Below are 26374 nucleotides of genomic sequence, written 5' to 3' on the forward strand. Positions count from 1 at the left end.
GGGATCACCGCCTCAGGTCGGCCAGCAGTCGCCGGGCTGTGGTGATGCCGGTCTCGATGGCGCCGTCCACCACCACGCCGTTCCATCCCGACGCCCAGTCGGCTCCGGCGAATCGCAGCCGCGTGCTGGTGTCCCGGAACAGGCTCCAGCCATGGAGGAACTGCCCCGATCGGGGCGTTGCCCAGGTCTGTCCGGACCAGGGGTCGGCCACCCAGTCATGACCGGTCGTCTCGATCACCTCCAGATCGGGACGCCAGGCGCGGATGATCTCCTGCACGCTCTGTGGGTCGTGCAGGTCGATGCGCGAGTGGTCCGGCCCGAATCCCACGAGGATCGTGGTGTCGTCGTCGAGAAAGTACTCGCTGCGGATCAGGGCCAGGGGGTGTCCGGTGGGTGCGTAGGCGATCAGGGAGTGATGGCCGCGGACCTTGATCCAGATCTTGAAACCCGTGGAGTTGAACCCGGCGTCGATCACCGCACGTGCCTCCGCGGGAAGCTCCGGCACGAACGCGATGCGGTCCAGCGCTCCCAGCGGTGCCGTGACGATCACGGCGTCGGAGTCCACGACCGTGCCGTCGGCGAGGGTGACGGCGGCGCCGGATTCGGTGTGAGCCACGGCGGTGACGGCGGTGTTCAGCGTGATCGGGGCGCGGAGGTCGGCGGCGATGGCCTCGTAGATGCCGCGCATGCCGCCCACCAGCTTGTACCGCAGGGTCTGCTCGTCCAGCAGGGAGAGCCGGTGATCGCTGAGAGCTGCCCAGTGCTTGGCCATCAGCGGGGACGCGCTCGCGGTGTGGCCGTTGTACCCGGCCGACCAGTACGCATCAGCCAGGTCGATCTCCTCCTGGCTGAAGTCGCCGTCGCGGAGCGCGTCGAGCACGCCGCCCTCATCGGCGGCGCGGAAGCGATCGATCAGGTCCGCATCGGCGCTGTCGAGGATGTGCAGCGGGTCGTGCGGGAAGGGGAAGAACTCGCGGGAGCCGGCGAAGATCTCCGTCTGAGGGCGTTCGAGCTTCGCGTCCAGTTCGGCCTCCGTGCCGGAGTGCACCTGACCGGCGCTGATCCAGTAGGCGGTGTCGGCCACGGGGCTCGGGTGGATCGAGCGGTCGTAGCGCGCGATCTCCGTCCAGATGAACGGCTGCATCCAGTGCACCCAGGTGGCGCCCATCTCCAGCGCGTGTCCCAGGCGTTCGTCCGTCCAGGCCCTGCCGCCGATGCGATCGCGAGCCTCGAAGATCGAGACGTCGACGCCGTTCGCCTCCAGTTCGCGCGCGGCGACCAGACCGGAGAAGCCGGCGCCGACGATGGTGACGTGAGGGGAGCGCATCGAGTGCATGGAAAACCGCCTTTGGTTCGTTCTCAGTGGAGCCGAGACTAGGACTATCCAAATGGATAGTCAAGCGATTTCCGCGGGCGTTCGACGGCCTCTGACGGTGTCAGCTGGTGCGCGCGACCTCCGCGATCAGGCGTCTGATGCGTGCGAGAGCCCGCTCGATGTCCGCACTCTCGCCGAGCACCAGCTCCTTGAGCACCATGCCGTCCAGGGCGAACCAGATCGCGGCGATCAGATCGTCGTCGTGAATGCCGAGCTCGTGCATCCGCTCGGTGGTCGCGCGCCGGTACGCCTCGTAGTAGCGCGTGACATGCTCGCGCAGCTCGGGGCGCCGGCGCGATTCGAGGAGCAGTTCGTACTGGAACGCCTCGACGCTCATGTCCCGGCCGGTGGCCGACTCGATGCCGGAGGCGAACTCCGCCGCCGTCATCGAGGGCGTGCGCATGCTGGTCTCACGCAGGCTCTCCTCCACCGCGTACTCCAGGGCCGCCGTGATGAGCTGGTCGCGGGAGCCGAAATGGTGGCGGACCAGGCCGTGGGAGACCCCCGCATGGGCGGCGACGGCGCGATAGGTGAGTGCTCGCAGCCCCTGATCGGCGACGACCGCGATGGTCGAGCGCAGCAGGGCTTCACGTCCAGGAGAATTGACCACGACATCACCCTACGGGCGCGAACTCACCCTTCGAGTGTGGTCAACAGCCGTGCGGAAACGGACAACGCCCGTGGTGCGCGGCGCACGAGACTGACGGCACCCCACCTGCACTCGATGAACACTGGAGTTCCCATGAGCGCCTCGCCCGATCTGCTGACCGCCGCCCCCGCCGCCACGCGCCGTCGCCTGGGCGCGCCCGCGATCACGATGATGATCATCGCCGCCTCTGCGCCACTGACCGTGATCGCCGGGGGAGCGACGACCGCGTATTCGGTGACCGGCTCGGTTGCGATCCCCATCGCCTACGTCGTCCTCGCGATCGCCCTCGCGACGTTCGCGGTCGGGTACGCGGCGATGAGCCGATTCGTGACGAACGCGGGAGCCTTCTCCGCCTATGCTGCGCAGGGCCTGGGGCGGCCCGTCGGCGTGGGGGCTGCGCTCATCGCCCTCGTCTCGTACAACTGCATGCAGATCGGCATATACGGCATGTTCGGCTTTCAGGTCTCCACGCTTCTCGCCGAGAAGCTCGGCTGGGACGTGCCGTGGTGGATCCCCGTGCTGGTGTGCATCGCGGTCGTCGCGGTGATGGGCGTGAATCGCGTCGACCTCTCGGCGCGCGTGCTGGGTCTGTTCGTGCTGCTCGAGTTCGCGGCCGTCCTGGTGTTCGACATCGCTGCGTTCGCGAACCCTGCCGAAGGCGTCACCGCCCGGCCGATCTCGCCCGCGGAACTGTTCACGCCGGGGATCGGCGCGGTTCTGGTCTTCGGCATCGCGGCCTTCATGGGCTTCGAGTCGGCCGCCATCTACGGCGAGGAGGCGAAGGATCCGAAGCGCACCGTGGCGCGGGCGACGTTCAGCGCCGTCCTCATCATCGGGGCGTTCTACGCCCTCTCGTCGTGGGCACTCGCGCTCGCCGTGGGATCGGACAAGATCACCGGAAGCGGCATCACACCGGAGGAGGCGGGTCCGCCGTTGTTCTTCGGGTTCATCGGCGCTCAGTTCGGCAGCCTGATGGTGGATCTCATGTCGGTGCTGTTCATCACGAGCCTGTTCGCCGCCCTGGTCTCCTTCCACAACGCCGTGGCGCGGTACCTCTTCTCCCTCGGTCGCGAACGCGTGCTTCCCGGGCGCCTCGCCGCCCTCCGCCGTCGTCACGGCGCCCCGTGGGCCGGGTCTCTCACCCAGAGCGCGATCGCGGTGGTCGTGGTTCTCGTGTTCGCGGCCTTCGGGGCCGGTTCGGAGCTGGGTCCGCTCTTCCCCGTCGTGACGCTCTTCTCCTGGCTGACGAACACCGGAGCGCTGGGGCTCGTGCTCCTGATGTTCGTGGTGGCTCTCGCCGTGATCGGCTTCTTCCGCCGGGACGCGCGTGACGTGGGTGCGGGAAGCCGCCTCATCGCTCCGGTCATCGCGGGGGCGGCGCTCTTCATCGTGCTGGTCCTGATCCTCGTGAACTTCAACGTCCTGCTCGATCAGGACGAGCCCACCGCGGCCACCTTCGTCCTGCCCGCGCTCGTCATCGTGCCCGGATTGGCCGGGATCGCGTGGGCGCTGCGCATCCGGCGCATCGACCCGGCGGCGTACGAGCAGATCGGCCGCGGCGGCTCCGTGGCGGAGTAGCCCCCCGGTTTCATTGCGCGCACCTGGCTCCAATTCCGCGCGAATAGGGTTCAATCGCGCGCAATGAACGGGGTTCCGGCTCAGGCAGCGAGCGTCACGCCGACGTAGGCAAGGCCGGTCACCAGCAGCGTCGACAGGGCTGCGAGGGCGAACGGGCGGGCGCCCACGCGCAGCAGGCTGCGGAGACGAACGCCACAGCCGAGCCCGAACATCGCGGCAGCCAGAAGCGTGGTCTGCAACGCGCCGCCGACCGCGAGAACGGGCTCGGGCACCGGAACGAACGACCGGACGAGCACCATCAGCATGAAGCCGATCACGAAGGCGGGAACGATCGGGGGAAGGTGTCTGCGGGACGGCCCGTCGGTGCGGTGGAGGCGGCTGAGACGGCGCTCCCGGACGCTCAGCGCCGCCATCACCGGGGCCAGCAGCAGCACCCGGGCGAGCTTGACGACGACCGCCGCCGTGAGCGCTCCGCCGCCGATGATGCCGCCCGCCGCGACGACCTGCGCGATCTCGTGGATCGAGCCGCCCGCCCACATCCCCGCAATTCGGGGATCGAGCCCCAGCAGCGCGGAGGCGAGAGGGATGAGCCCGATCATGAGCGTGCCGAAGATCACGACCAGCGCCACGGCTGTGACAGTATCCTGCTCGGCCTCATCGTCCGGATCCGTGACCCCGGCGGCACCCGCGACCGCGGCGGCTCCGCAGATCGAGAAGCCGCAGGCGATGAGCAGCGTCAGACCGGCGGGCACTCGCAGCAGGCGTCCGAGCAGCAGGGTGCCCAGGAGCCCGCCCGCGACGATGCCCGCCACCACGATCAGGACGGGTACGCCGAGGCCCGCGATGTCCGTGAGAGCCACCTGCAGCCCGAGAAGCACGATGCCCGCACGCAGCAGCTTCTTCGCGGAGAAGTCGATGCCGCCCGTGAGCGCCGTCGGGATCGGAACCGTGTTCGTGACGACCACGCCGAGGACGATCGCGACAATCAGGGCGCTGGCACCCGGCACGACACGACTGACCGCGTACGACACGCCTGCGGCGAGGAGACACACGCCCACTCCGGGAAGGGCGGACCGAACGACGGGGGAGATGGTCATGACTCCAGGCTTGTGCCGACGGGGGTCGGGCGGCAGTCCGCGTTCGCGTTCAGGTCACAAGCTATGGTTGTGACCGAAGGAGCGAACATGGCTGCAGAACCCGACCTCGACGCCGTACGTGCGCTCACGCTCGCCGCGACCGGCGGCAGCATCTCCGCTGCCGCCGCGCACCTGGGCATCAGTCAGCAAGCGGTGTCCGCGCGCATCCGGGCGCTGGAGTCGTCACTGGATGCCGTCCTGCTCGTACGCTCTGCCCGAGGGTCCCGATTGACGACGGCCGGTGAACTCGTGGTGGGGTGGGCGGCGCCGCTGCTCGCCGCCGCCGATGACTTCGCCGCGGCCACCGCGGCACTCCGCACCGACCGGCGCGGCACCGTCCGGGTCGCGGCCAGCCTGACGATCGCCGAACACCTGATGCCTGCCTGGGTGGCCGCGTGGCGTGTCTCGACGGGCGACGACGGCCCCGCCATTCGGCTGGAGGCCGCGAACAGCACGGCCGTCATCGAGGCGGTGCGCTCCGGCTCCGCGGACCTGGGCTTCGTCGAGACTCCCGTCGTCCCCGGCGATCTCGGATCCGTCGTCGTCGCCCGCGACGCCATCGTGGTGGTGGTCCCCCGTGGGCATCCGTGGGCGACGCGCGGTCGAGTGTCTGCCGCCGACCTGGCGGCCACGAGCCTCGTGGTCCGAGAAGTGGGAAGTGGCACGCGACAGGCGCTGGAGGACGCGCTGGCCCATGCCGGTCACGGCGACTTCGCGGCTCCTGCCGCGGTGCTCTCGACGACCCTCGCCGTTCGCAGCGCTGTGATGGGTGGGCTCGCCCCGGGCGCCCTCAGCTCCCTTGCGGTGGCCGATGACATCCGTGCCGCCCGGCTCGTGCCGGTGCCGATCCGTGGGCTGCGGATCGAACGTCCTCTCACGGCTGTGTGGCTGGGGGCCGAGCCCTCCGCCACGGCGCGCAAGTTCTTGGAGGTCGTCGCCGCCGTAACGTGGGGCTGACGCCGTCGCGGGCGCTCCGAGTTTGACCGGGCTCCCGAGGGACTGGCACTTCGTCATATCCGCAACGATCACCGATCGGGCCGACGAGGTCCATATGCCCGTACGGGCATATGGACGCGGTGTCCCCGCGCCCGCGATAGCATGCCTGCCGGCCGTCCTCCCGCGTTCGCTCCATGACGCGGGGTGAGCGTGCCGCAGGACGGTGGCTATCCGCGCCCGCGGAGATCCGCGAGACCGAAACGTCCGGCGTCGGGCAGTGCGGCACGGATGGCGTCGGTGTCGAAGAGTCGACGAGGGGCGAGATCGTCGGGCAGCTCGTCGGCGGGAGGTGCCGCCTCCACAACGCCCTCGGCGAGCATCATCGCCTGGGCCTTGGCCAGCAGCGGTACGCGCATCGTCCACTCGGCCAGCTGCGCGAGGACGTAGTGGAAGGCGATGGGTGCGCGCAGAACCCACACCCGTCGTCCGATCGTGGCGGCCACACGCCGGACGGCGTCGCTGAGCATCAGGGTCTCGCCGCCCCGCACCGCCACCGTGCTCCGCGGGAGCCGGCCGTCGATGGCGGCGACGGTGACGTCGACGAGCTCTTCCACCGCGATCGGTGCGATCGGCTTCTCGTGGAGACCGACCGCCGCGAACAGCGGCAGGGTCTGGACCGTGCGGCTGAGGTGGTCCACGAGGTGGTCCCCGCGGCCGTAGATCATGCCGGCCTTCAGGATCGTGTAGTCCAGCCCTGATGCACGAACCAGCTCCTCTGCCTCCCACTTCGACTGGTGGTACCCGGAGTTCGTCCCCGGCCGGGCACGGAGGAAGCTAAGCAGAATGAGCTTGCGCACCCCGGCTCGCCGCGCGGCGTCGATCACGGCGGCAGTGCCGTCCACGTGCACGCGCTGGAACGTCTGGGAGCCGATCTCCCGGTTGATCCCGGCGAAGTGCGCGACCACATCGCACCCCTCGAAGGCGCGCGCCAGCGATTCGGCATCGGTGACGTCCACGCCGCTCCGGCGCGATGCCAGCACGACCTGTTCCTCCGGGTAGCGACCCGCCAGATGCCGGCCGACGAAGCCGGTGCCGCCGGTGATCGCGATGCGAGGCGATCGTGAATTACTGAACATGTTCAAAAGCGTACGCTCCGCGCCCTCCGGAGGCAACAATCTCCTTGACCGGTGCGCTGGGCCGGCCTCTCGCGGTACTCGCCTGAGTCAGCTGGGCAACGGTGTGCCGATGAGCCCTTCCGACACCTCCCAGATGCGCTCCGCATCGGTGACGCTGCGCAGCGGCCGGTAGAGGCGCTGCTCCGCGGGCATGCCGCCGAGGTGCCCGAGGCCGCGGGGGCCGAAGAGCAGACCCCCGCGGCCGGATGTGGCAGCCAGCAGGGCGGGAAGGGCCGCCGTCTCCGGCGTTCCGACGACCAGTCCGCGTGCCGAGGCCCAGCGGATCATCCGGACCTCCGGCGTGTCCGTCGCGCGACCGAGCTCAGGTCGCGCCGACAGCAGGCTCGTGGGCGCGACTCCCGGGTGGGAGAGGTTGCTGGTGATGCCCCAGCCGCCGCGCGCGCTCCGGCGGTCCAGCTCCAGGGCGAACAGCCCGAGCGCGATCTTCGACTGCCGGTAGGCACGCATGCCGTCATAGGAGCGCGTGCTGTTCAGATCGTCCCACGCGATCGTCCCGCGGCTCGCGGCCACACTCACCTGCGAGGTGATTCGTGCGCGGCCTGCGCGAAGAAGGGGGAACAGCTGGGCTATCAGCGCCACGTGGCCCAGGTGATTCGTCCCCAGCTGCACCTCGAAGCCGTCGCCCGTGCTCTGCCGCGCCGGCGGTGTCATGACGCCCGCGTTGTTGATCAGCAGGTGGATCGGCTCGCCCCGGTCCCGCATCATCGCACCGAACGAGGCGACCGATGCCAGCTCTGACAGATCCAGCTGTTCGGTACGCACCCGTGCGGCGGGGACGGCGGCGCGGATCGTGTCCATCGCGGCCTCTCCCTTCGCGGAGTTGCGCACGGGGAGCACGATGTCGGCGCCCGCTTCGGCGAGGCGCGTGGCGATACGGAGGCCGATCCCATCGCTCGCGCCCGTGACCACGGCGCGCTGGTGGGTGAGTGACGGCAGATCGAGATGCGAGTTCATGGCTCTCATCCTGTGCCGGCACTTCCGCGTCATCCAGGACTTCCCAGGTCGTGGATACGCCGCCGCATGGATGCGAGGATCGTGCTGATCGAGGGGAGATCCGATGACGGTGAACAGAACGGCTCTGGCCGAGTTCCTGCGCACTCGGCGCGGGTCGCTGCAACCAGAAGACGTCGGGCTGGCGCGAGGTTCGCGGCGGCGCACCGAGGGGCTGCGACGCGAGGAGGTCGCGGGGCTCAGCCATATGTCGCCCGACTACTACGCCCGGCTGGAGCGTGGCGACGGTCCGATCCCTTCCGAGCAGATGCTCGCCGCGATCGCCCTGGGCCTGCACCTCAGCGTCGACGAACGCGATCATCTGTTCCGGCTGGCCGGGCACCAGCCACCTGCGCGCGGCGCCGACAGCGAGCATGTCAGTCCCGGCATGCTGCGGATCCTGGATCGGCTGGCCGACACCCCGGCTGAGGTGGTCACGGAACTGGGAGAGACCCTGCGGCAGACACCGCTGGGCGTCGCGCTCACGGGCGATACGGCACTGTTGCGCGGGCCGGAGCGAAGCCTCGGGTATCGGTGGTTCAGCGATCCTCGCAGCAGGGACCTGTACGAACCGAGCGAGCACGAGTTCCTGTCCCGCCTGTGGGTGTCGGGGTTGCGCGAGGTGATCGCCCGGCGCGGCGATAACTCGCGCGCCGGGCAGTATGGACGCGCCCTTCGTGAGCTCAGCGCGGAGTTCCGGTCCATCTGGGACCGGCAGGAGGTGGGGTTGCGACCCCGCGCCGTCAAGCGGTTCCGCCATCCGCAGCTGGGCGAGATCGTCCTCACCTGCCAGACCCTGCTCGATCCCGAGCAGGCGCACGCCCTGCTGGTCTACACTGCGGCGCCAGGCTCGGAGAGTCAGGAGAAGCTGCGGCTTCTCGGCGCGATCGCACCGCGGACGCCGCTGACCGTCGCGTGACGCCTCGCACGGCTGTCCTGCGGGATCGCGGGCGGAGGGTCATGGCGCGACTCCCCATCCCGGTGAGGGCGTGCGACCTCTACTCCCACGAGGCCGCATCGGGGTCGATGCCGTGGGTCCGCGCGCTGGCGTCGATGATGGTTCGCAACCACGAAGCCAGGCCGGTGCGGATCGCGTCGTAATGGGCGGCGTACTCCGGATTGGCTTCATACATACGGCCGAGGACGACCTGCATGCGCCGGGTGATCGGGAAGTAGGCCGAGAACACCGCGCGGTGCTGTTCCACGAGAACGTCCGCAGCGGGGCTCCCCGGCTCGACTCCGGCGTCCATGGCATCGGCCAATGTCTGATCGAGCGCCGTGGCCCCATCGGCGACGGCCTGCCACTCCTTTGCGGTACGTGACGCAGAGCGTTCGGCATATTGCCTCCACTCGGGAGTATCGCCGTAACGGTGCCGCGCCTCGACCGGCCACTGCGGATCCCACCCCGGCCCGAACGTCGCGGTCTGTTCCTCAGGAGTGAGGAGCAGACCGCGTTCGTGGGCAGCGGCCATTCGGGCCAGGTCATCGCTCAGGGCGTTGAGATGCTCGATCCGTGTCGCCAGCTGGTCTTGCTGGGCACGCAGCGCATCGACAACGGCCGCATCCGGATCGTCGAGGATGCTCCGGATGGCGTCCAGGCTGAGCCCCAGCTCGCGGTAGACGACGATGCGCCGCAGCCGCTCCAGGTCGGCCTCGGCGTAGAGCCGGTACCCGGCAGCTGACCGTGACGACGGCTTCGCGAGGGCGATCTCATCCCAGTGATGCAAGGTCCGCACCGTCACGCCCACGCGGGCCGAGGCCTGACCCACGGTCAGATCCACGGCGTCGCGGTGATCAGGCATGCGCTCCATTCTTCTCCCCGTCGGGCTCTGGCGCGGTGATGCCGATCGCTTCGAGGTTCCTGGCGGTCTGGCTGGCGGGGTCGAACGGCTTCGCGGCAGTGAATACGACTCGAACGCGCTCCGGCGTGATCACTTCGACATCGCGGGTGCCCCACGGCGTGTCCCGAGGCTCACTCACCACGCCCGCGCCGTGGGCGCGGCACGTGGTCACCAGGCCGTCGACCTGGCTCAACACGCACGCGAAGCTGAAGCTCACCGCCGGCACCCGATCCGGAACGGACGTGGTCGGGACCAGCAGGACATCCTGGAAGGCCCATCGGCGCAGGTGCACGAGCTGGCCCGGCACGCTGAACAGCTCGAAGAAGTCCAGGCCGCGGGTCCAGAAGTCGACGGACGCGGTCAGATCGGGTGTCGGGATCGTCACGAAGGACGGCATCCCGTAGATCCCGTGGAAAGGCTCGGGGGCGACCGCGTCGGGACCGGGGGCGGGGACCGGGCTCACCTCGAAGGCGTTGTAGTAGGTGCTCATGGACTCCACGCTCTGCCCTCACGCAACGTGAGGGTCAAATCGGGGAGCTCGCCGGCCACCTGTCGGCCGGTACCGCTAGGCGGGCGTGTCACCTGCTTCGCCGTCCTTCGGAGCAGCGAAGGCCATTCTCATGTGATCGCTGGTGAGGAAGTCGGCCACCCCGATCATGATCAGGCTGAAGACGATCTGCTCGGTGACCATCCACGCGGGATACAGTCCCGGAATAGCCGCCATCACGAGCGTGATGACGGGGAAGATCTGCGAGAACAGCCGCAATCGGAGATAGGCCCACCGCCATCCGCGCGCGGCGCGCCACGCGAAGTAGAACAGTGTGACCGTCATCGCGAAGACGATGAAAGTTCGCATCCAGACCGCGAACGGCACGGATTCCCCGGCGGCCGCCTGGGCCACGGCGAACACGACCGCAGCGGCACCGAGCACGAGCTCGGCCACCAGAAGCCACATGATCCAGGTGAAGGCGCGGCGCGTGCGCGGGTGCGCGCGGTGCTCCGGGGAGATGAGGACGCCGGCCTGACGTCCGCCCGCGATGCGGTCGAGCCGGAGCAGGAGGTCCTCGAGGGTCATGCGGCCGAGCCTAACGCCGTCAGGCGACCGCGGCGACGTCCGCGGTGCTGTCGCTCACGGCTCGCCGGAGCGCGACGAAGAAGATGATGAGTCCCGCGGTGATGAGGATGTGACCGAGGCCGGCGATTCCGGCGATCATCCCGCCCGCTTCGCGACCCAGGACCGTGAGGATCCCATGCCAGACGAGCATCGCGGAGGTGAGCACAACGCCGGCGTTGTAGAGCCAGAAGAACCAGGCGAACAGCTTCGGACTGCGAGACAGTGAGAACACCTTCTCGATGACGAGCACGATCAGCAGCACGATGAATCCGAGGGTCAGCAGATGCGTGTGGGCGAGCCCGAGCTGTGTGGCCGCGCCCTCGGGGAAGTCGTTCGCCTTCGTGAATTCCCGGTAGAACAGTCCGGAACCGACTCCGATGAGAAGGTAGCCGAACGCGGCGTAGAGCAGTTTCTTCATGGGACGTCCTGTCTTGCGGTGAGGGAGGGGAGCCGTCATCCACTTCAGCAGCAGGGCGCACCCGCCGCATCGTGAACACGGGTGAACTTCGCCTCATCATTTCGGACGAGGGCCGCGCGCTTCGTCCTGATCTGCTAGAGTTGTGTGTTCAGGCAACTGAAGTCGCGTTTCTCCCCCGAAGATCTTCGGACCGGCTTCATGGCTCGTTTTACTTCGAGTGGGTGTTCCTCGGATCACCTGCCCCGCGGCACCAGAGTCGGTGCACGCCCCGTCACTTTGATTGGCTGTTTTCATCACTTTTCCTGCATTTCCTCCTCCGCCGACGTCTGCCCAGCTGGTGTGGCGTCAGGCCGACCACGACGTTCACGTCGCGACCCTGCACGGCGAATTCGCCGGCTTCGTCGCTGAAGACGCCGGACGATTCGTCACGCACGACGCCCACGCCGTGCCGCTCGCGTACACCGCCACCCTGGCGGAGGCTCGCGATGCGCTCGATGCCGCCCACGCTCTCGTGTCCGCGACATCCACTCCCCCGGCGAGCGCCCATTCGCGTATCGCCCGCAAAGCTCCGCGGCGGCATCGTCACGGTTACGGGGATCGCACACGCGGTCCCAAGCACAGAAGGAATGACGTTATGGCCACTGGCACCGTCAAATGGTTCAACTCTGACAAGGGCTTCGGCTTCATCGCTCCCGATGACGGCTCTGCCGACCTGTTCGCGCACTTCAGCGCGATTGCGGGCAACGGCTACCGCAGCCTTGAGGAGAACCAGAAGGTGGAATTCGACGCCGAGCGCGGCCCCAAGGGCATGCAGGCTGCGAACATCCAGGTTCTCTGAATCTTGAGACACCGGGAGGGCGCGAGTATTCGCGCCCTCCCGGTGTCGTATTCCGGGACGTATTCGATCGGCGGCATGTGCTGCCACGTAGCGTGAGGGGGAAGCCGCCGGCACATGCCCGGCGCTTCCGCACCAGTCGCGCAACGGGGCTGCTCACAGAATCGATGTCCTCATCTCCTCCATCACCGCCGACCCGGTCAGCACCCTCGGTCCCATCCGTCAGACGTATGCGCGAAGCGAGGACTTTCCCCCGATCGCTCGCGCCTACACCGAACTGGCCCAGGTGGTGCGCGAGACGGGCCTTCTCCGCCGCAGCCGCTGGTTCTACGCGCTGACAGCGCTGGCCATCGCCGTCGGCTTCGGTGGCGCGATCACCGGTTTCATCCTGCTCGGCGACAGCTGGTTCCAGCTGCTGATCGCGGGTGCCCTGGGCATTCTCTTCACGCAGGTCGCCTTCCTCGCGCATGAGGCGGGACACCGGCAGATCCTCGCCACGGGGCCCGCGAACGACCGCCTCGCCAGCGTGCTGGCCGCGGTCGTCGGCATGAGCTACTCCTGGTGGAACAGCAAGCACAGCCGCCACCACGCCAACCCCAACCGGGTGAGCAAGGACCCGGACATCGACGTGGACACGATCTCCTTCCTCGAGGTCGACGCGGTGCAGGCCCGCGGGCTCCGCCGGTGGATCACGGCGCGGCAGGGATGGCTGTTCTTCCCATTGCTCACGCTGGAGGGGCTGAACCTCCACTCCCAGAGCCTGCGTCACCTGCTCTCTCGCGGTCCGGTCACGGATCGCTGGTCGGAGCTCTCGATGATCGTGGCACGGTTCGCGCTGGTGCTGATCCCCGTCTTCCTGGTGCTGCCGCTCGGGATGGCGTTCGCTTTCATCGCCGTGATGCTCGCCGTGTTCGGCGTCTACATGGGAGCCTCGTTCGCGCCGAATCACAAGGGCATGCCGGTGATCGCCCCGGACGCGAAGCTCGACTTCTTCTCCAAGCAGGTGCGCACCTCGCGCAACATCCGCGGGGGATGGTGGGCCACCATCCTCATGGGTGGCCTCAATTACCAGATCGAGCACCACCTCTTCCCGAGCATGGCCCGCCCCCAGCTCGCGCGCACGCGTGAGATCGTGCGCGAGTACTGTGCAAAGCACAGCGTGCCCTATGCCGAGACGTCGTTGTGGCGCTCGTATGCGATCGTGATCGACTACCTCAACACGGTCGGTCTCGCTGCGCGCGATCCGTTCGACTGCCCGATGGTCAGGCAGTACCGCCGCGTCTGATCGGTCACGGTCACGGCAGTGAGGACGACGCGTCTGCGCTCAGGTCGACGGACGTGATCCCGTAGTCGTGACGCAGTGCCGAGCGCGCCGCGTACCAGCCGGCAAGACCGTGAACACCCGGACCCGGAGGCGTCGACGACGAGCACAGATACACCCCGGGCACCGGTGTGCGCCACGGGTCCGCCGACAGTGTCGGACGTGCCAGCAGCTGCCGCAGGGTGACCGCCCCCGCGCTGAAGTCACCGCCGTGATAGTTCGCGTTGTACTGGGAGAGTTCCTCCGCGGTGGTGACGCGCATGGCGACGATCCGTTCCCGAAAGCCCGGCGCGAAGCGCTCCAGCTGGGCGAGCACCGCCTCGGAGACGTCCACGTCGGACCCGCGCGGGACGTGCGTGTAGCTCCAGATCGCCTCTGTCCCCGCGGGATTGCGGGATGGGTCGAACCGGGCGGTCTGCGCCAGCAGCACGTACGGCCGCTCGGGGTGACGTCCGCGTGCGACGTCGCGTTCCGCGCGTGCGATCTCGGATCGATCACCGCCCACGTGCACCGTGGGCGCCTCCGCCACCCGCGGATCCCTCCACGGTGCAGGTCCGTCCAGCACGAAGTCCACCTTGGTGGCTCCGTTCCCGTACCGGAGATTCAGCAGGCGGCGCCGGTAGGCGGTGGGAAGCGCCCTCCGGGCGATCCGTGCCAGGCCCCGCGCGGACGTGTCGAAGAAGATGGTGCGATACCCGGCGAGCTCGCGCACATCCTCGATCTCGCGGGAGGTCTCGATCCTCCCGCCGTGCGCGCGCAGATCGGCCTCGAGGGCGTCGCTGATGACCCGCGAGCCCCCGATCGGCACCGGCCATCCGCCCGCATGTCCGAGCGCCCCCAGCACCAAGCCGACCGCTGCGGTGGACAGGCGCGGCATCGGTCCGATGCTGTGCGCCGCTACTCCGGCGAGGAGGGCGGGTGCCGCGGAGTCCCGGAAGCGCACGTCCCACAGCGCGCTGCCCTGCTCCAGGACACGCGCAGCCAGCGTGGCCGCCGCCACGACGTCGCGCGGTACCCGCAGCATGCTGCCGCCGAGGGCCACGTCGGTGACGCCGTCCAGCGAACGGAGCAGCGGACGGTACAGGTTCCGGTAGGCGTCGCCGTCGCGCCCCAGTTCGGCGGCGGTCCGGTCGAGATCGCGATAGGCCATCGCCGCAGGCCGACCGTCGAGCGGATTCGCATACGACGCGTCGGGGACGGCGAATCGCACGCGACGCTCCAGCTGGAATGCGCGGAAGAACCCGGTGGCCAGGGCCATCGGATGGATGGCGGAGCACACATCGTGCAGCACCCCGGGCTGAACGATCTCCATCGTGCGGGTACCGCCGCCGATCGTTCCGGCGGATTCGAACACGGTCACCGCCAGCCCGGCCCGAGCCATCGTGACGGCCGCGGCGAGGCCGTTGGGTCCCGATCCGACCACCGCGACACCCTGATCCCGCGTCACGAGGAGGCCTCCTCCTCCGCCGCCGTGGCCCCGAGGATCCCCACCCGGTACGCCACCTGGATCGCCTCCTGACGGTTGGAGACACCGAGCTTGCGGTACGCGGACTTGAGCTGATCGCGCACGGTGTGCGGGCTGAGGAACAGTGAGCGGGCCGCGCGCACGGCGTTTCCGGCGATGTCGACCTCGCGGAGGGCGCGCACTTCGGCGGGGGACAGCGCGCGGAAGTTGTACGGGGTGGCGATGGCCGCCTCCGTCGCGTCGGCGGGCCCGGACGACGGGCGGATCACGGTGGTGCGCAGTCCGCAGGTTTCCGCCAGAGCCGCCGCGTGGGCGGTGAGGTCGCTGGCCGCGCCGCCTTCCTCGGTCGCGGCCTCGGCCTCCGCGCCCACCAGGAGGGCGTGGAGCTGACGACGGGAGTCTCCCCGTCGCGTGGACTGCACCGCCACGCCGGCGGCGATGTTCGCGGCGCGATGCGGGTCGCCTTCGGCGAGTGCGCGATACGCTCCCACCAGGTTCTCGCCCGCCGGGAGATCGGTCTCGAAGTGGATCATCGAGAGCCGGAAGCTCAGCCGGGCGCGCAGTTCGTCCAGCAGCAGCTGCCACTCGGACAGCAGCGGGGCGTGTGGTGATCGCAGCTCGAGATGGCGCTTGAGGCGAGCCAGCGCGTCGTGGGGACCGATCATGGACTCGATGAGGACGGTGTCCAGCCACACGACGTACGGCCAGAACTCGAAAGCGAGCGCGTCGTCGCTGAGCAGGTGGGCCACCACGCCGGCGGCATCCTCGTACCGGCCGGATTCTCGCAGCCACAGCGCCCGGGCGACCGCATGGGGGGCCGTGGCCGAGGCGAGGTCGTCGGCGGTGCGCTCGGCGAACGCGGACTCGCACGCACGGAGACGGATACCGGCGGTTCGCATGTCGCCACGCCAGGCGGCGATCAGCGCGGACATCGCCATGGCGCGCAGCACGGCGGAGGTGACCCCCGTGGTGCTCGTGGTGGTCACTCGCCGGGTGATGGCCTCGGCCCGGTCGAATTCGCCGAGGTAGAAGAGCCCCGATGCCTGCTGGTTGGCGGCCGATGCGAGGGTGCGTTCGGCACGACGAAGCTCCTCACCCGACAGGTCGGTGAGGATGTCGTCGATGCGATCGCTCATCGTGCGGATCAGCGCGGGTTCGCCCGCGAAGCACGCCGCCGTGAGTCGCGCCGCGGAGGCGACCACGCCATGGGGTCCGTCGTCGGCGGTGAACGGCTCCATATCGATCATGATCCGCTGCAGCTTCGCGAGGATGAGTCCTTCACGCCCGCGGGGCCGGTACATCTCCTCGAAGGTCTCGAGGGCGCTGAAGAGCGGATAGTCACGCATGACGTCACGGGGAATCTGCGGAAGGAGCGGGGCGAGTGGACCGCCGGGGGCGAGCATCGCCTCCGTGAAGTCCGCGTGCAGGATTCTGTCCACCTCGTCCCAGCGGCCGAGCTCACCCGCACCTCGCAGGGCCAGCGCCGGGTCGTACGCGTGGAGGAGCGCGATCATGCGGTCCGCCTCGACGCTGTCCGCAACGGTGGAGCCGTGGTCGGGCATGCGGCGAACGTGCTCGCGTACGGCATCGTGGTGCCGGTACCAGACCGTGCCGTCGGCATCTCGTCGCGACAGCAGCAGGTCGGTGGACAGGTGCGGCAGCACCCGCGGAGAGGCGATCTCCGTGGCGGCGACGCGGCTCCACACCTCGGCGGACAGCTCCCCGGCGAAGGCGACGGCGTGGATGGCAGCCGCACTCGCCGGATCGGCCTCGCGCAGCCGCCGTCGCAGCACGGCCCGGGGGAAGCTCTCATTCACGTGCGCCGAATGGTCCTCCGCGTGCAGACCGTGCGGCATCGCCAGGGCCGCCTGGGTCGCGGCCGGCCACCCGCGCAGCCGGCGGTGGACCCGGCGGGTGATGCGCGCGGCGGCGTCGGCGTCGGCGTCGGGGCGCATCCGCCGCACGAGTTGTGCCACCTCGGTCTCCGTGAACGCGAGTGCCGCATCGTCGAACACCCGGGCCGCCAGCCGCGAGCGCAGCGGATCGCTGCCGAGTCCGGACAGGTCCCGTCCGCAGATCAGCATCCGCACGCGGGGAGCCGCCTCGAGGGCATGGGTGACGAACTCGGTGAAGCGCGAGTCCGGGCGCCAGATGAGGTGGTGATCATCGATCACCAGGAGGAGCTCGTCGATCTCCGCTCTCGGATACCACGCGTTGCGTTCGGTGAACGGATCACCCGGCGCCGGTGCGGTGAGCTGGCCGGGTCGCACGACACCGGCGCTTGCCAGGGTGTCGACGATGAGGTCCCAGGCGGTGTCGCATTCACGCTGGTCCCTGCTGAAGGACACCCAGACGGTTTCCGTACCGCGGCGTGCCGCTTCGTGCGCGATCTGGCTGGCGAGGACTGTCTTTCCCATACCGCCGGCGGCGTCGAGAACGGTCAGCGGGGCAGGCTGACTGAGCGCAGCCTCAACGAGTGCCGAGCGATGGACTTGATCGGCGCGGAGGTGCGGAACGAAGTGTGCGTGAGCCATGGCGGGGGGACCTGGTTCTGGGAGGGGCGAGGGCCCGTCGGGGGTCCGGGGGCGGGCCGAGGACACGGAGGGTGCGGGCGGTGCCGGGCGGTCCTCCTCGGGTGCAGGGCCGAAGGAGGGCGCGGCGGTGCGTCGCTGACCTGCGACATCGTGGCCTCGGAGTGGATCCGTGACGGGCGGGCGACGCGTGCATACGGGCAAGAGGCGCAGTCGGGTACGCGCCCCGGGGACCACGAACCATAGCCGATCGTCCCCCCAGACACTCTTCACACGCTTGCCGGATCGGGTCGATCCGGTCGGTCATCGCCCCGTCCTTTCACGCGCGCAGTGGTATGCGCACCGTGAGATGCTGCGAGCCGGACTGGGGGATTCCGCATCTCCAGTTATAGCGACCCCAGTGCCCGATTCCCGACACCGCGTCAAAATCCCCCACTCGTACCCTCACTTCTCGGTTCCCCCAGTAATCCCCCCACTGCCCCGCGCGGTTGGTGTGCATGCTCCATACGGTGGGGATCAGCTGCCTCTCAGGAAAGCGCGCGCCGGATCCGACCCGGTGGTCGCGCGCGGGGCTGCTTCCCACCCACGCAACCAGGAGGGGCGTCACATGACGCGACAGACCCACGCGAAGCTCAGCGAGCTTCATCGCAAGAAGGGCAGAAGGGCGGTCGCCGTCGGCGCCGCCACTGCCACGATCATCGCGACGGCCGGAATCCTCGGTCCTGTCGCGTTCGCCGACGACCAGACGGTGACGTCGGTCTCGGCTGCACACGGTCACGGCCTCTGGGCCGACGTGGTCGGCCTCGATGTCGCAGGCACCGCCTCCGCGCTCGCGCAGTGGACGCCCGACGGGTCGACCAGCCATGACCAGGACGCTTTGAACCTCAACCTGCTGGGTGTCGAGGTGGACCTCGGCGGCGGGCTTCAGCTTCCGCTGATCGCGCAGCCGGGCGAGCCCGGACTCCTCGACCTCGGCTCGCTGGGGCTGCTCTCCAGTCGTGCCGACACCCCGTTCCAGAGCGTGTCCGAGGTGTCCTCGGGCCTGCTGACCTCGGACGGAGCCCTCGCGATCGACGCCGCCGAGGACCCGGACTTCCAGCCGGCCACGCTCAACGTCAGCGATGTGATCGAGCAGCTGCTCGGCGCCACGGTGCGCGAGGAGCTGCTCAACACCGCATCGGTCGAGATCGGTGCTCTGGGCTCGCACCTGAAGCAGTCCGGCGCCGACATCACGAGCGAGTACATGCTCAGCGCGGTCTCGATGGATCTGCAGAGCAACCTGATCGCCGGCCTCACCGACACGGTGGATACGACGCTGGAGAGCACGTTCGGCGTACTGAGCAACCTGCTCGACCTCGATGGCGGAGCACTCGCGGGTGTCATCGGCACGCTCACCGGAGCCCTCGACGCAGCGCTGAAGCTCGCCACCCTCGGCGCCGGCGGCGTTTCCCTGGATGCCGCAACTGTCGACCTCGACCCGCTGTTCGAGTCCGTCCGCACCGAGCTGCTCGCCAACCCGCTGACCAACGCCGATGAGTCGCTGTCGATCAGCCTGGCTGACGGCTCGATCCACATCGACCTGGCCAAGATCCTGCTGGACGCCACCGGCGCAACCGACCTGAACTCGCTGCCGGCCAACACCGAGGTGCTGTCCGGCACGGTGGTCAACGCGATCACCTCCGGTCTGCTCGACCTCCTCGTGGGCTCGAGCGAGAACTCGCTGATCGGCAAGATCGTCGCCCTCATCAATGACGGCATCTACGACTCGTCGATCAACATCAGCCTGACACTGGACGGCGGTGCGCTGCTGGGCTCCGGAACTCTCGCGCTGCAGGGTTCGCTGGGCTCCCTGCTGGGTGTCCCGGGCTACCCGGCCGTGACGCCCGTTCCCAGTGGCGGCAGTGGTCTGCTCGACATCGTCCTGCCGCTGGTGAGCAACATCGTCGCCGGTCTCGCCGGTGTGGTGGGCCCCGTTGTGAGCCCGATCCTCGACGGCCTGCTGGCCAACCTGGCACCCACGCTGAGCGCCGTTCTCGACCCGCTGGTCACCGGCCTGCTCGATGACGCCGTTGGCCCGGTGCTGTCGAACCTCGTGGCGCTGACGATCAACGAGCAGCCCACCGCGGGCGACTTCGGTGGCGACAGCCGCACCGTGCGCGCGCTGGCCCTCAGCGTTCTGCCCAACGCGGCCCAGCCGCTGGTGTCGGTGCAGCTCGGTTCCGCGACCGTTCAGGCCGACGCGGACGCCCCCAACCCGGGTGACGTGAACACGAACGCCTCCGCTTCGGCGTCGGCCTCGGGTTCCGCGAACGGCGACAACGAGGCGGCCGCACAGGCCGCAGCGCAGGCTGCCGCCATGGCTGACGCGTCCACCTCGGCCAACGCCGCGGCGACCGCGAACGCCGAGGCCGCCGCCAGCACGGCAGCCAACGCCGACGCGTCGAACGACGCATCGGCCACCGCCGGCGGTTCGGCCCAGGCCGCAGCCGAGGGTGCGAACGACTCCGCGTCGAACACCTCCTCGAACGCGAGCGCTTCGGCTGCCGCCAACGGCAACCCCGACGGTGGCGCAGCGGCCTCGGTCGCAGCGCAGGCGACGTCGTCCAACGACGCCAGCGCCGACGCCGCCGCGAACGGTGCGGACGCTACGGCCGCGGCTGACGCTACGGCTGCGGCTGACGCTACGGCTGCGGCTGACGCTACGGCTGCGGCTGACAGCACGGCTGCCGCTGACAGCACGGCTGCCGCTGACGCTACGGCTGCGGCTGACGCTACGGCTGCGGCCGACAGCACTGCTGCGGCTGACAGCACTGCTGCGGCTGACGCCACGGCTGCGGCTGCGGCGGACGCTACGGCTGCCGCTGACAGCACCGCTGCGGCGGACGCTACGGCTGCCGCTGACAGCACCGCTGCGGCGGACGCTGCGGCTGCGGCTGACGCTGCGGCTGCGGCTGACGCCACGGCTGCGGCCGACAGCACTGCTGCGGCTGACAGCACTGCTGCGGCTGACGCCACGGCTGCGGCTGCGGCCGACGCTACGGCTGCCGCTGACGCCACGGCTGCGGCTGCGGCTGACAGCAGCGCTTCGGCCAGCAGCAGCGCTTCGGCTGACAGCAACGCTTCGGCCAGCAGCAGCGCTTCCGCGAACAGCAGCGCTTCCGCGAACAGCAGCGCTTCCGCCAACAGCAGCGCCTCGGCGTCGGCGTCGGGATCGTCTGCGAACCAGAACGCGAACGGCAGCTCCTCGGGCCTTCCCACCACGGGTAGCGGCGACTTCACCGCCCTGTGGATCCTGGGAATGCTCCTGCTCGGCGCTGGTGTGTTCGCCCTGGTGGCTCGCCGCCGCCAGGCAATCGGGGCCGCTGAGTAAGGACCCTTCGGGTCCCAGCGGTTGGGCCGGTGACTTCCACGGGGGGAGTCACCGGCCCTCCGGCATCCCGCGGGCGGCTGCCGTCCCGGTCACGTTGAAGGAGCACCATGACCGACCACCTCGTCATCGATGCGGGGAGCGACTCGTCGACGACCCCCGCTGAGCCCGGGGCCGATTCGGCCGTGACGGCCGTGACGAAGCCTCGCTCCGAACCGTTGCAGCGCTCCGGCACGCCGGCGCCGCCGCGCCGATGGGTGCGCGCCGTCGCGTTCGTCGCGGTGCTCTTCACCGCCTGGCACGTCTTCGCTTCCTTCCTGTGGATCGCGCCCCCGTCTCCATTGCGGGAGGTGGTGCCTGGGAAGGCGCTGTCGTCGTACATGCTGCCGTTCTTCGGACAGTCCTGGAGCGTCTTCGCTCCCGAGCCCATCAACGGCGACTACCACTTCAACGTCCGCGCGGTGATCGTCGAGGGCGGCGAACGGGTGGAGACGGGCTGGGTGAGCGCCACCGACGTGGAGCTCTCCATGATCCGCTACAACCTCACGCCGCCGCGTGCGGGCATCCAGTCCAGTGAGCTGGCATCGGACTTCAAGAAGGCGTGGGACGCGTTGGGCGATCAGCAGCGTGCGATCCTGGCCGAGCGCTACGTCGGCAACGCCGATCAGCTGCGCGCCGACCTGGAGGGTTCGATCACCGAAGGCGAGGGGTCATCGGTCACCGCCGACCAGGTCGATGCGTATCTGCAGCAGGAGCAGCGATCCGTCGCCTACGCCACCCAGGTGGCGCGGGCGATCTGGGGGCCGTCGGTCGAAGAGGTGCAGGTGCGTGTGAGCCGGCAGAACATCATTCCCTTCGGGCAGCGGCACAATCCGGAAGCGAAGAGACCCGAGCCCAAGATCTCGCTCGACGGCTGGCGCGAGCCCCGGGTGAACCCGGGGCAGAACGAGGACAACTTCGCTCGGGTCTTCCGGGAGCAGTACGAGAGGATGCGTCAGCAGTGAAGCAGATGATCCTGCCCGCGATCGCGCACGTCTGGCGCTTCGTGACGGCCGCCGTCCGCGCCGCGGTCAACACGTTCCTGGAGATGCTGGGCTCGCTCGTCGAGATCGGCGAACGCTGGCTCTTCAGCAGCAAGAAGGCGCTGCACGGACTCGCCGTCACCCGTATCCTGCTGGGCAGCACCGCCTTCGGCCTGTTGCTGGCGAACTTCAGCACACGGCTGTACACGTTCGGGTCCGGATCGGCCTGGAACGGCGAGCTGGCCGAGCCCCGGAGCGACTTCGTCAAGATCTGGCTGTTCAGCAGCTTCCATCGCGTCGCCGGCAACGACCTCGCATTCACCGCCCTGTACGTGCTGCTGATGATCCTGGCCGTGCTGTTCGTGCTGGGCTGGCGTTTCCGGCTCGTGCTGCCGGTGTTCTTCGTGCTCTGGGTGAGCTTCATCGAGATGAACGACATGGTCGGCGATCAGGGCGACAACATGTTCCGCATCACCCTGATGATCCTGTTCTTCACCGATCCCGCGGCGAAATGGTCGCTGGATGCCCGCCGCCGCGCCAAGCGCGAGTGGTTCCCGCCGGGGACATCGGGCGCCTACATCGGGACGGTGCTTCACAACCTCGGCCTCGTGGCGCTGACGGCGCAGGTGTGCTTCGTCTACGCGGCCGGTGGTCTCTACAAGGCGCAGGGACAGCCGTGGGCCGGCGGATGGGCGGTCTACGATCCGCTGCACACCATGCGGTTCGGCACCTGGCCGGTGCTCAGCGATCTGATCACGCAATGGGGTCCGATGGTGACGATCGCCACCTGGGGGTCGATCATCATCCAGGTCGCGTTCCTGCTCATGCTGCTGAGCACGTTCACCCGCCGCATCGCCCTCATCGCGATCCTGAGCTTCCACATCGCCATCGGGGTACTCATGGGCCTGCCGTGGTTCTCGTTGACGATGATCGCCATCGACTCGATCTTCATCCGGGAGAAGAGCTGGGCGCGCCTGGATGCGGCGGCCCGGCGTCTCTGGCGCGGTACCGCGCCGAAGGAGGCTGCGGACGGTGCGGGGCAGGACGCGGCGCCCGCCGCGACAGAAACCGTCGGCGCGCGCTGAAGCGGGCCCGCGGGCACGGGTTGACGTGCTTCCCTGCTGAGTGCGGGTCCCCCGGGGCCGCAGCTCGTCGCCGTGCCGTTATGCGGGCGACCTCGTGCCGAACACACGTCCATCCATGCCCTCGGGGACTGTGACCCCGAGGGCATGGAGCGTGTGGACGGCGATGTCCGCGTGCGTGACCCCAGTGCCGGAGGCGGCGTCGATGCCGGGGCCTGACGCCGCGATCCACGCGGTGCGTTCGGCATCGCTGTCTCCGCCGTGGTGTCCCGCGTCGCGGTGGCCGTGATCGGTCACCACGATGACGGTCCAGTCTTCGTTCACGCGGTCGGGGCGGGCGTCGATGGCGGCCAGCAGCACGCCTACCTGCTCGTCGGCGCGCTCGATCGCCTCGCGGTAGCGGTCGGTGACGCCCTCGGCATGCGCGACCATGTCGGGCAGGAGCAGGTACGTGAAGACGGCGGAGTGGCCGCGGGCGAGAAGCTCCCGTGCCGTGCGGGAGGTCACCACCTCGTCCATCACGGCGATGGCGGTCAGCGCGGCATCGTCCGTACCGTCTTCGATGCCCGCGGGCAGGTCGGGCCGGAACCCGCCGGGCGCGAACACGGGTCCCCCCGAGGCGTCACCCACGAGCGGAGCCCACGCAGCAGCGGCGAACGTCGTCACCGCGGGATCATGGGCACGGATGCGGGAGAGGAAGTCCGGATACTGCTCCAGCCGGTGGCCATGCAGGTCGTTGTCATCGATGCCATGGCGATCGCGATGCACCCCGGAGGCGACCGTCGCCCAGACCGGAGCGGAGATCGTGGGATTGCGCTCGTCCACCCGGACGTCCTCCCAGAACCCGGCGTCGCCGATGGCGGCGATGTGGGGCACGTGTGCGCCCCGCAGCACGTCGGCGCGCACGCCATCGACTCCGACCACCAGCACATGCGGCGTCATCTGCACCCTCCTCATCCGATCCGCGCCCGCGGGACGTCTTCACGTCCTCTCACGCGGGGGCCGCTGCCCCTCGATCATCGCGCGAGAGCTGCGAGCCGCGGCGGAGCAACAGGCGAACTCACCTGATTCTGCTGTCCTCGTGTCCGCCACGCAGTAGCGTGGCGGACACGAGGAAAGGGAAGCGCATGCCTGACTACGAGATCGTCGAGATCGGTGCACCGGAACGCTGGCACGAGTATGTGGGCGGCTTCCGGCCGGAGACGACGTGGGCCGGCCGGCACGTGGTCGATCACGATCTGCAGATGCAGTACATCGGGATGACGGCGAACGCGCTCCAGCCGGGGGACTCGGCCACCTACTGGCACCGTCACGCGCGCATCGAGGAACTGTACGTGTTCCTGCACGGGCACGGCCAGATGGGCCTCGACGACGACGTGATCGACGTCGGCCCGGGGTCGGTGGTTCGGGTGGGTCAAGGGGTGTGGCGCACGTGGCGCGCGCGGCCGGACAGCGCGGAGGAACTGCGGTGGCTGTGCATCCGATCCGGTGGCGGCGAGCTCCCGCATCTCCCCGACGACAGCGAGCGAGCCACCGACCGACCCCTTCCGTGGTGACGGAGTCGTCGCGGATTCGCGTCTGCGGGGTGCGCGGCACCAGGATGAGGGAGTGATCCCGACCGCCGTCCGAGGCCTCCGTCTCAGCCGCCAGGAGTGGGTGCTGGTCGCCATCACCTTCCTGTGGGGCGCCACCTTCCTCGTCGTGCACTTCGCCGTCACCACGACGGGACCCTGGTTCTTCGTCGGCGTGCGGTTCCTCGCGGCGGGGGTCATCGCCGCGCTCGTCCTGAATCGCGGTCTTCGGGGCCTGCGTCCGCGAGAGATCGCCGCGGGCGCCGCGATCGGCGTGATGGTGTACCTCGGGTACGGGCTGCAGACCGTGGGACTGCAGACGATCGACTCCAGTACCTCGGCCTTCATCACGGCGTTCTATGTGCCGCTCGTTCCGCTGCTGCAATGGGCGGTGTTCCGCAAAGCTCCGCGGTGGACGGTGTGGATCGGCGTCGTCCTTGCGTTTGCCGGCCTGATCCTGGTGGCGGGTCCGTCGGCGGCGGGATTCTCGCTGGGGCAAGGTGAGGTGGTGACGATGATCAGCACGCTCGCGATCGCCGCTGAGATCATCCTGATCAGCGTGTTCGCCGGACGCGTGGACGTCGGGCGCGTCACCGTGGTGCAGCTGATCGTCGCGAGCCTGCTGGCCTTTCTCACCATGCCGGTCACCGGAGAGGCCGTTCCCGCGTTCTCCTGGGTGTGGCTGCTCGCCGCGGTCGGTCTGGGGGCGATGAGCGCGGCCATCCAGTGGGCCATGAACTGGGCCCAGCGTTCCGTGTCGCCCACTCGCGCCACCATCATCTACGCCGGCGAGCCGGTGTGGGCGGGGATATTCGGCCGCCTGGCTGGGGAGCGCCTGCCGGCGCTCGCCATCGTGGGAGCCGCGCTGATCATCGCGGGCATGGTCGTGAGCGAGCTCAATCCCCGCCGCCGTCGTCCGAATTAGCCGCGAGACTTCTCTGTGGGCGAGAATGCCCGCGTTGCGGCGCTTCTCGCGCACAGACGGAAGTCTCGCGTGTCGACCGAAGGGGAAGACACGGCGCACGGGGCGGGAACGGCGGACGGAAGTTTCGCGGGTCAGCCCCGCAGCCGGACGCGAACGGTGCGGTCGTCGAGGTCGACGATGTCGCCGTCGCGCAGTTGCCGGCCGCGGCGCATCTCGATCTCGCCGTTGACGGCCACGAGGCCTTCCGCGATGACCTCTTTGCTCTCGCCACCGGATTCGATGAGATCCGCGAACTTCAGGAACTGGCCGAGACGGATCATGTCGCCGTCCACCTCGACGTCGGGGATGTCTGCGGGACTGGTCACTCAACGATCGTATCCGCCGTCGACATAGGTTGGTCGCATGGAGCGTGTCCCCTCGCCGAGCTGGCGTCCCGAGGTGGCCGATCTCGTCCGCAGGTTCGATCGCGACGGCGAGATCGTCGTGCGGAGCAGCCGGACCTGGATCCTCATCCGCTGTGCTCTGGTGCTGCCGTGCGTCATCCTCGTCGCGCTCGGCGGCTTCCTGGATCCGTCGATCGGCATCGCGCTGATGTCCGTGTTCGGCGTCGTCTGCCTCGTGGGCATCATCTGGATCCTGCGGCTGGCGTGGCCACGCACCCGTGCTCGCATCGATCGCGCGGGAGTGCACTATCGCCGCCGAACGGTGCCGTGGTCGCAGATCCGTGAGGCCACCACGGGCGTGGTCTCCGGCCGGGGCGGGGTGCTGTCTTCGACCTACGTCTGCCTGGTGCTGGTGGGTGACGGCCTGCACGCGGGGCCCGAGGTCCGGATGGCTCCGTTCCTGGATCCCGACGGTGCGACACTCGCGGCGACGCTGAACATCCTTCTCCCCGAGCTCCGCACTGCCGGAGGTCCGCCCTCTCGTCCGACGGTGTGGCCCGCTCAACCCGGCGGCCGGAGCGCCTCCTGACGCGAGAAACCCCTGCAGGTCCGAGAGAGCCGGCAACGCGGGGATCTCAG

The 26374-nt window shown here is 69.2% G+C and carries 25 protein-coding genes; 11 read left to right on the forward strand and 14 right to left on the reverse strand.

The genetic code is table 11. The annotated features are described in order from the left end of the window. Positions 1-4: 4 nt before the first annotated feature. Positions 5-1327 (reverse strand): NAD(P)/FAD-dependent oxidoreductase, encoded by a 1323-nt coding sequence (locus ACIQJ5_RS15385; RefSeq protein WP_231091179.1) that lies wholly within the window; start codon positions 1325-1327, stop codon positions 5-7. Positions 1328-1436: 109 nt separating this feature from the next. After that, on the reverse strand, positions 1437-1985 hold the full coding sequence (locus tag ACIQJ5_RS15390; RefSeq protein WP_231091178.1) for a TetR/AcrR family transcriptional regulator: 549 nt from the start codon (positions 1983-1985) through the stop codon (positions 1437-1439). Between the two features lie 132 nt (positions 1986-2117). Here ACIQJ5_RS15390 and ACIQJ5_RS15395 point away from each other — a divergent pair, with 132 nt between their 5' ends. Next, positions 2118-3602 carry an APC family permease gene (locus ACIQJ5_RS15395; RefSeq protein WP_402845140.1) on the forward strand — a complete coding sequence of 495 codons (1485 nt, stop codon included), beginning with the start codon at positions 2118-2120 and terminating at the stop codon, positions 3600-3602. 80 nt (positions 3603-3682) lie between these two features. On the opposite strand, the gene ACIQJ5_RS15400 is transcribed toward ACIQJ5_RS15395, so the two are convergent. Next, a complete protein-coding gene (locus ACIQJ5_RS15400; protein ID WP_402845142.1) occupies positions 3683-4699 on the reverse strand; it encodes a YeiH family protein in 1017 nt (338 codons plus the stop codon). A gap of 87 nt (positions 4700-4786) precedes the next feature. Between ACIQJ5_RS15400 and ACIQJ5_RS15405 the strand changes: the two genes are divergently transcribed. Beyond that, positions 4787-5695, forward strand: coding sequence for a LysR family transcriptional regulator (locus ACIQJ5_RS15405; RefSeq protein WP_402845144.1), 909 nt, complete (start codon positions 4787-4789; stop codon positions 5693-5695). 206 nt (positions 5696-5901) lie between these two features. On the opposite strand, the gene ACIQJ5_RS15410 is transcribed toward ACIQJ5_RS15405, so the two are convergent. After that, positions 5902-6810, reverse strand: a complete 909-nt coding sequence (locus ACIQJ5_RS15410; protein WP_231091174.1) for an NAD(P)H-binding protein — start codon at positions 6808-6810, stop codon at positions 5902-5904. Between the two features lie 87 nt (positions 6811-6897). After that, positions 6898-7833 (reverse strand): SDR family oxidoreductase, encoded by a 936-nt coding sequence (locus ACIQJ5_RS15415; protein ID WP_402845146.1) that lies wholly within the window; start codon positions 7831-7833, stop codon positions 6898-6900. A 94-nt stretch (positions 7834-7927) separates the two neighbouring features. Here ACIQJ5_RS15415 and ACIQJ5_RS15420 point away from each other — a divergent pair, with 94 nt between their 5' ends. Then, positions 7928-8779 (forward strand): helix-turn-helix transcriptional regulator, encoded by an 852-nt coding sequence (locus ACIQJ5_RS15420; RefSeq protein WP_402845148.1) that lies wholly within the window; start codon positions 7928-7930, stop codon positions 8777-8779. 79 nt (positions 8780-8858) lie between these two features. Here the strand turns inward: ACIQJ5_RS15420 and ACIQJ5_RS15425 are convergent, their stop codons facing one another. The 5 genes from ACIQJ5_RS15425 to ACIQJ5_RS15445 form a co-directional block, all read right to left on the reverse strand. Continuing rightward, complete coding sequence (locus ACIQJ5_RS15425) at positions 8859-9662, reverse strand: MerR family transcriptional regulator (protein WP_231091171.1); 804 nt, start codon at positions 9660-9662, stop codon at positions 8859-8861. Further along, positions 9655-10191, reverse strand: a complete 537-nt coding sequence (locus tag ACIQJ5_RS15430) for a VOC family protein (RefSeq protein WP_402845150.1) — start codon at positions 10189-10191, stop codon at positions 9655-9657. The genes ACIQJ5_RS15425 and ACIQJ5_RS15430 overlap by 8 nt, the downstream gene beginning before the upstream one ends. A 75-nt stretch (positions 10192-10266) precedes the next feature. After that, on the reverse strand, positions 10267-10776 hold the full coding sequence (locus tag ACIQJ5_RS15435) for a hypothetical protein (protein ID WP_231091169.1): 510 nt from the start codon (positions 10774-10776) through the stop codon (positions 10267-10269). Positions 10777-10795: 19 nt separating this feature from the next. Continuing rightward, positions 10796-11233, reverse strand: coding sequence for a DUF2871 domain-containing protein (locus ACIQJ5_RS15440; protein WP_231091168.1), 438 nt, complete (start codon positions 11231-11233; stop codon positions 10796-10798). A 271-nt stretch (positions 11234-11504) separates the two neighbouring features. Further along, positions 11505-11738 carry a hypothetical protein gene (locus ACIQJ5_RS15445; protein WP_231091167.1) on the reverse strand — a complete coding sequence of 78 codons (234 nt, stop codon included), beginning with the start codon at positions 11736-11738 and terminating at the stop codon, positions 11505-11507. Between the two features lie 129 nt (positions 11739-11867). On the opposite strand from ACIQJ5_RS15445, the gene ACIQJ5_RS15450 reads away from it, so the two are divergent. Then, the gene (locus tag ACIQJ5_RS15450; protein WP_231091166.1) at positions 11868-12071 is read left to right on the forward strand and encodes a cold-shock protein; all 204 of its coding nucleotides are present in this window, start codon (positions 11868-11870) and stop codon (positions 12069-12071) included. Between the two features lie 172 nt (positions 12072-12243). Then, positions 12244-13353, forward strand: coding sequence for a fatty acid desaturase (locus ACIQJ5_RS15455; RefSeq protein ID WP_372459793.1), 1110 nt, complete (start codon positions 12244-12246; stop codon positions 13351-13353). A gap of 10 nt (positions 13354-13363) precedes the next feature. On the opposite strand, the gene ACIQJ5_RS15460 is transcribed toward ACIQJ5_RS15455, so the two are convergent. Both ACIQJ5_RS15460 and ACIQJ5_RS15465 read right to left on the reverse strand, forming a co-directional pair. Further along, positions 13364-14836 (reverse strand): NAD(P)/FAD-dependent oxidoreductase, encoded by a 1473-nt coding sequence (locus ACIQJ5_RS15460; RefSeq protein ID WP_231091165.1) that lies wholly within the window; start codon positions 14834-14836, stop codon positions 13364-13366. After that, the gene (locus tag ACIQJ5_RS15465) at positions 14833-17388 is read right to left on the reverse strand and encodes a hypothetical protein (protein ID WP_402845154.1); all 2556 of its coding nucleotides are present in this window, start codon (positions 17386-17388) and stop codon (positions 14833-14835) included. Before ACIQJ5_RS15465 ends, ACIQJ5_RS15460 begins: the two co-directional genes overlap by 4 nt. A 604-nt stretch (positions 17389-17992) precedes the next feature. On the opposite strand from ACIQJ5_RS15465, the gene ACIQJ5_RS15470 reads away from it, so the two are divergent. From ACIQJ5_RS15470 to ACIQJ5_RS15480, 3 genes are all read left to right on the forward strand, one after another. Continuing rightward, a complete protein-coding gene (locus tag ACIQJ5_RS15470) occupies positions 17993-20755 on the forward strand; it encodes a choice-of-anchor G family protein (protein ID WP_402845156.1) in 2763 nt (920 codons plus the stop codon). Positions 20756-20862: 107 nt separating this feature from the next. Beyond that, entirely contained in the window at positions 20863-21756 is an 894-nt protein-coding gene (locus tag ACIQJ5_RS15475; protein ID WP_402845158.1) for a DUF5819 family protein, read from the forward strand. Positions 21757-21761: 5 nt separating this feature from the next. Then, positions 21762-22859 carry an HTTM domain-containing protein gene (locus ACIQJ5_RS15480; protein WP_402845292.1) on the forward strand — a complete coding sequence of 366 codons (1098 nt, stop codon included), beginning with the start codon at positions 21762-21764 and terminating at the stop codon, positions 22857-22859. A gap of 78 nt (positions 22860-22937) precedes the next feature. Here ACIQJ5_RS15480 and ACIQJ5_RS15485 read toward each other — a convergent pair whose 3' ends face one another. Then, complete coding sequence (locus ACIQJ5_RS15485) at positions 22938-23798, reverse strand: alkaline phosphatase family protein (RefSeq protein ID WP_402845160.1); 861 nt, start codon at positions 23796-23798, stop codon at positions 22938-22940. 185 nt (positions 23799-23983) lie between these two features. Here ACIQJ5_RS15485 and ACIQJ5_RS15490 point away from each other — a divergent pair, with 185 nt between their 5' ends. Further along, on the forward strand, positions 23984-24412 hold the full coding sequence (locus ACIQJ5_RS15490; protein ID WP_231091160.1) for a cupin domain-containing protein: 429 nt from the start codon (positions 23984-23986) through the stop codon (positions 24410-24412). Positions 24413-24464: 52 nt separating this feature from the next. Continuing rightward, positions 24465-25352 carry a DMT family transporter gene (locus ACIQJ5_RS15495; RefSeq protein WP_402845163.1) on the forward strand — a complete coding sequence of 296 codons (888 nt, stop codon included), beginning with the start codon at positions 24465-24467 and terminating at the stop codon, positions 25350-25352. Positions 25353-25483: 131 nt separating this feature from the next. Here the strand turns inward: ACIQJ5_RS15495 and ACIQJ5_RS15500 are convergent, their stop codons facing one another. Beyond that, positions 25484-25717, reverse strand: a complete 234-nt coding sequence (locus tag ACIQJ5_RS15500) for an RNA-binding S4 domain-containing protein (protein ID WP_402845165.1) — start codon at positions 25715-25717, stop codon at positions 25484-25486. 37 nt (positions 25718-25754) lie between these two features. Here ACIQJ5_RS15500 and ACIQJ5_RS15505 point away from each other — a divergent pair, with 37 nt between their 5' ends. Then, complete coding sequence (locus ACIQJ5_RS15505; protein WP_402845167.1) at positions 25755-26324, forward strand: hypothetical protein; 570 nt, start codon at positions 25755-25757, stop codon at positions 26322-26324. The last annotated feature ends 50 nt before the right edge of the window (positions 26325-26374 follow it).

This window comes from Microbacterium sp. GXS0129 (assembly GCF_044769785.1).
In the GTDB taxonomy this organism is placed as follows: Bacteria; Actinomycetota; Actinomycetes; order Actinomycetales; family Microbacteriaceae; genus Microbacterium; species Microbacterium nymphoidis.

Excerpts from the sequence above, each read along its gene's own strand:
- ACIQJ5_RS15385 (WP_231091179.1), bottom strand. The coding sequence starts at position 1,327 with ATGCGCTCCCCTCACGTCACCATCGTCGGCGCCGGCTTCTCCGGTCTG.
- ACIQJ5_RS15395 (WP_402845140.1), top strand. The coding sequence starts at position 2,118 with ATGAGCGCCTCGCCCGATCTGCTGACCGCCGCCCCCGCCGCCACGCGC.
- ACIQJ5_RS15400 (WP_402845142.1), bottom strand. The coding sequence starts at position 4,699 with ATGACCATCTCCCCCGTCGTTCGGTCCGCCCTTCCCGGAGTGGGCGTG.
- ACIQJ5_RS15405 (WP_402845144.1), top strand. The coding sequence starts at position 4,787 with ATGGCTGCAGAACCCGACCTCGACGCCGTACGTGCGCTCACGCTCGCC.
- ACIQJ5_RS15410 (WP_231091174.1), bottom strand. The coding sequence starts at position 6,810 with ATGTTCAGTAATTCACGATCGCCTCGCATCGCGATCACCGGCGGCACC.
- ACIQJ5_RS15415 (WP_402845146.1), bottom strand. The coding sequence starts at position 7,833 with ATGAGAGCCATGAACTCGCATCTCGATCTGCCGTCACTCACCCACCAG.
- ACIQJ5_RS15420 (WP_402845148.1), top strand. The coding sequence starts at position 7,928 with ATGACGGTGAACAGAACGGCTCTGGCCGAGTTCCTGCGCACTCGGCGC.
- ACIQJ5_RS15425 (WP_231091171.1), bottom strand. The coding sequence starts at position 9,662 with ATGCCTGATCACCGCGACGCCGTGGATCTGACCGTGGGTCAGGCCTCG.
- ACIQJ5_RS15430 (WP_402845150.1), bottom strand. The coding sequence starts at position 10,191 with ATGAGCACCTACTACAACGCCTTCGAGGTGAGCCCGGTCCCCGCCCCC.
- ACIQJ5_RS15435 (WP_231091169.1), bottom strand. The coding sequence starts at position 10,776 with ATGACCCTCGAGGACCTCCTGCTCCGGCTCGACCGCATCGCGGGCGGA.
- ACIQJ5_RS15440 (WP_231091168.1), bottom strand. The coding sequence starts at position 11,233 with ATGAAGAAACTGCTCTACGCCGCGTTCGGCTACCTTCTCATCGGAGTC.
- ACIQJ5_RS15450 (WP_231091166.1), top strand. The coding sequence starts at position 11,868 with ATGGCCACTGGCACCGTCAAATGGTTCAACTCTGACAAGGGCTTCGGC.
- ACIQJ5_RS15465 (WP_402845154.1), bottom strand. The coding sequence starts at position 17,388 with ATGGCTCACGCACACTTCGTTCCGCACCTCCGCGCCGATCAAGTCCAT.
- ACIQJ5_RS15470 (WP_402845156.1), top strand. The coding sequence starts at position 17,993 with ATGACGCGACAGACCCACGCGAAGCTCAGCGAGCTTCATCGCAAGAAG.
- ACIQJ5_RS15475 (WP_402845158.1), top strand. The coding sequence starts at position 20,863 with ATGACCGACCACCTCGTCATCGATGCGGGGAGCGACTCGTCGACGACC.
- ACIQJ5_RS15480 (WP_402845292.1), top strand. The coding sequence starts at position 21,762 with ATGATCCTGCCCGCGATCGCGCACGTCTGGCGCTTCGTGACGGCCGCC.
- ACIQJ5_RS15485 (WP_402845160.1), bottom strand. The coding sequence starts at position 23,798 with ATGACGCCGCATGTGCTGGTGGTCGGAGTCGATGGCGTGCGCGCCGAC.
- ACIQJ5_RS15490 (WP_231091160.1), top strand. The coding sequence starts at position 23,984 with ATGCCTGACTACGAGATCGTCGAGATCGGTGCACCGGAACGCTGGCAC.
- ACIQJ5_RS15505 (WP_402845167.1), top strand. The coding sequence starts at position 25,755 with ATGGAGCGTGTCCCCTCGCCGAGCTGGCGTCCCGAGGTGGCCGATCTC.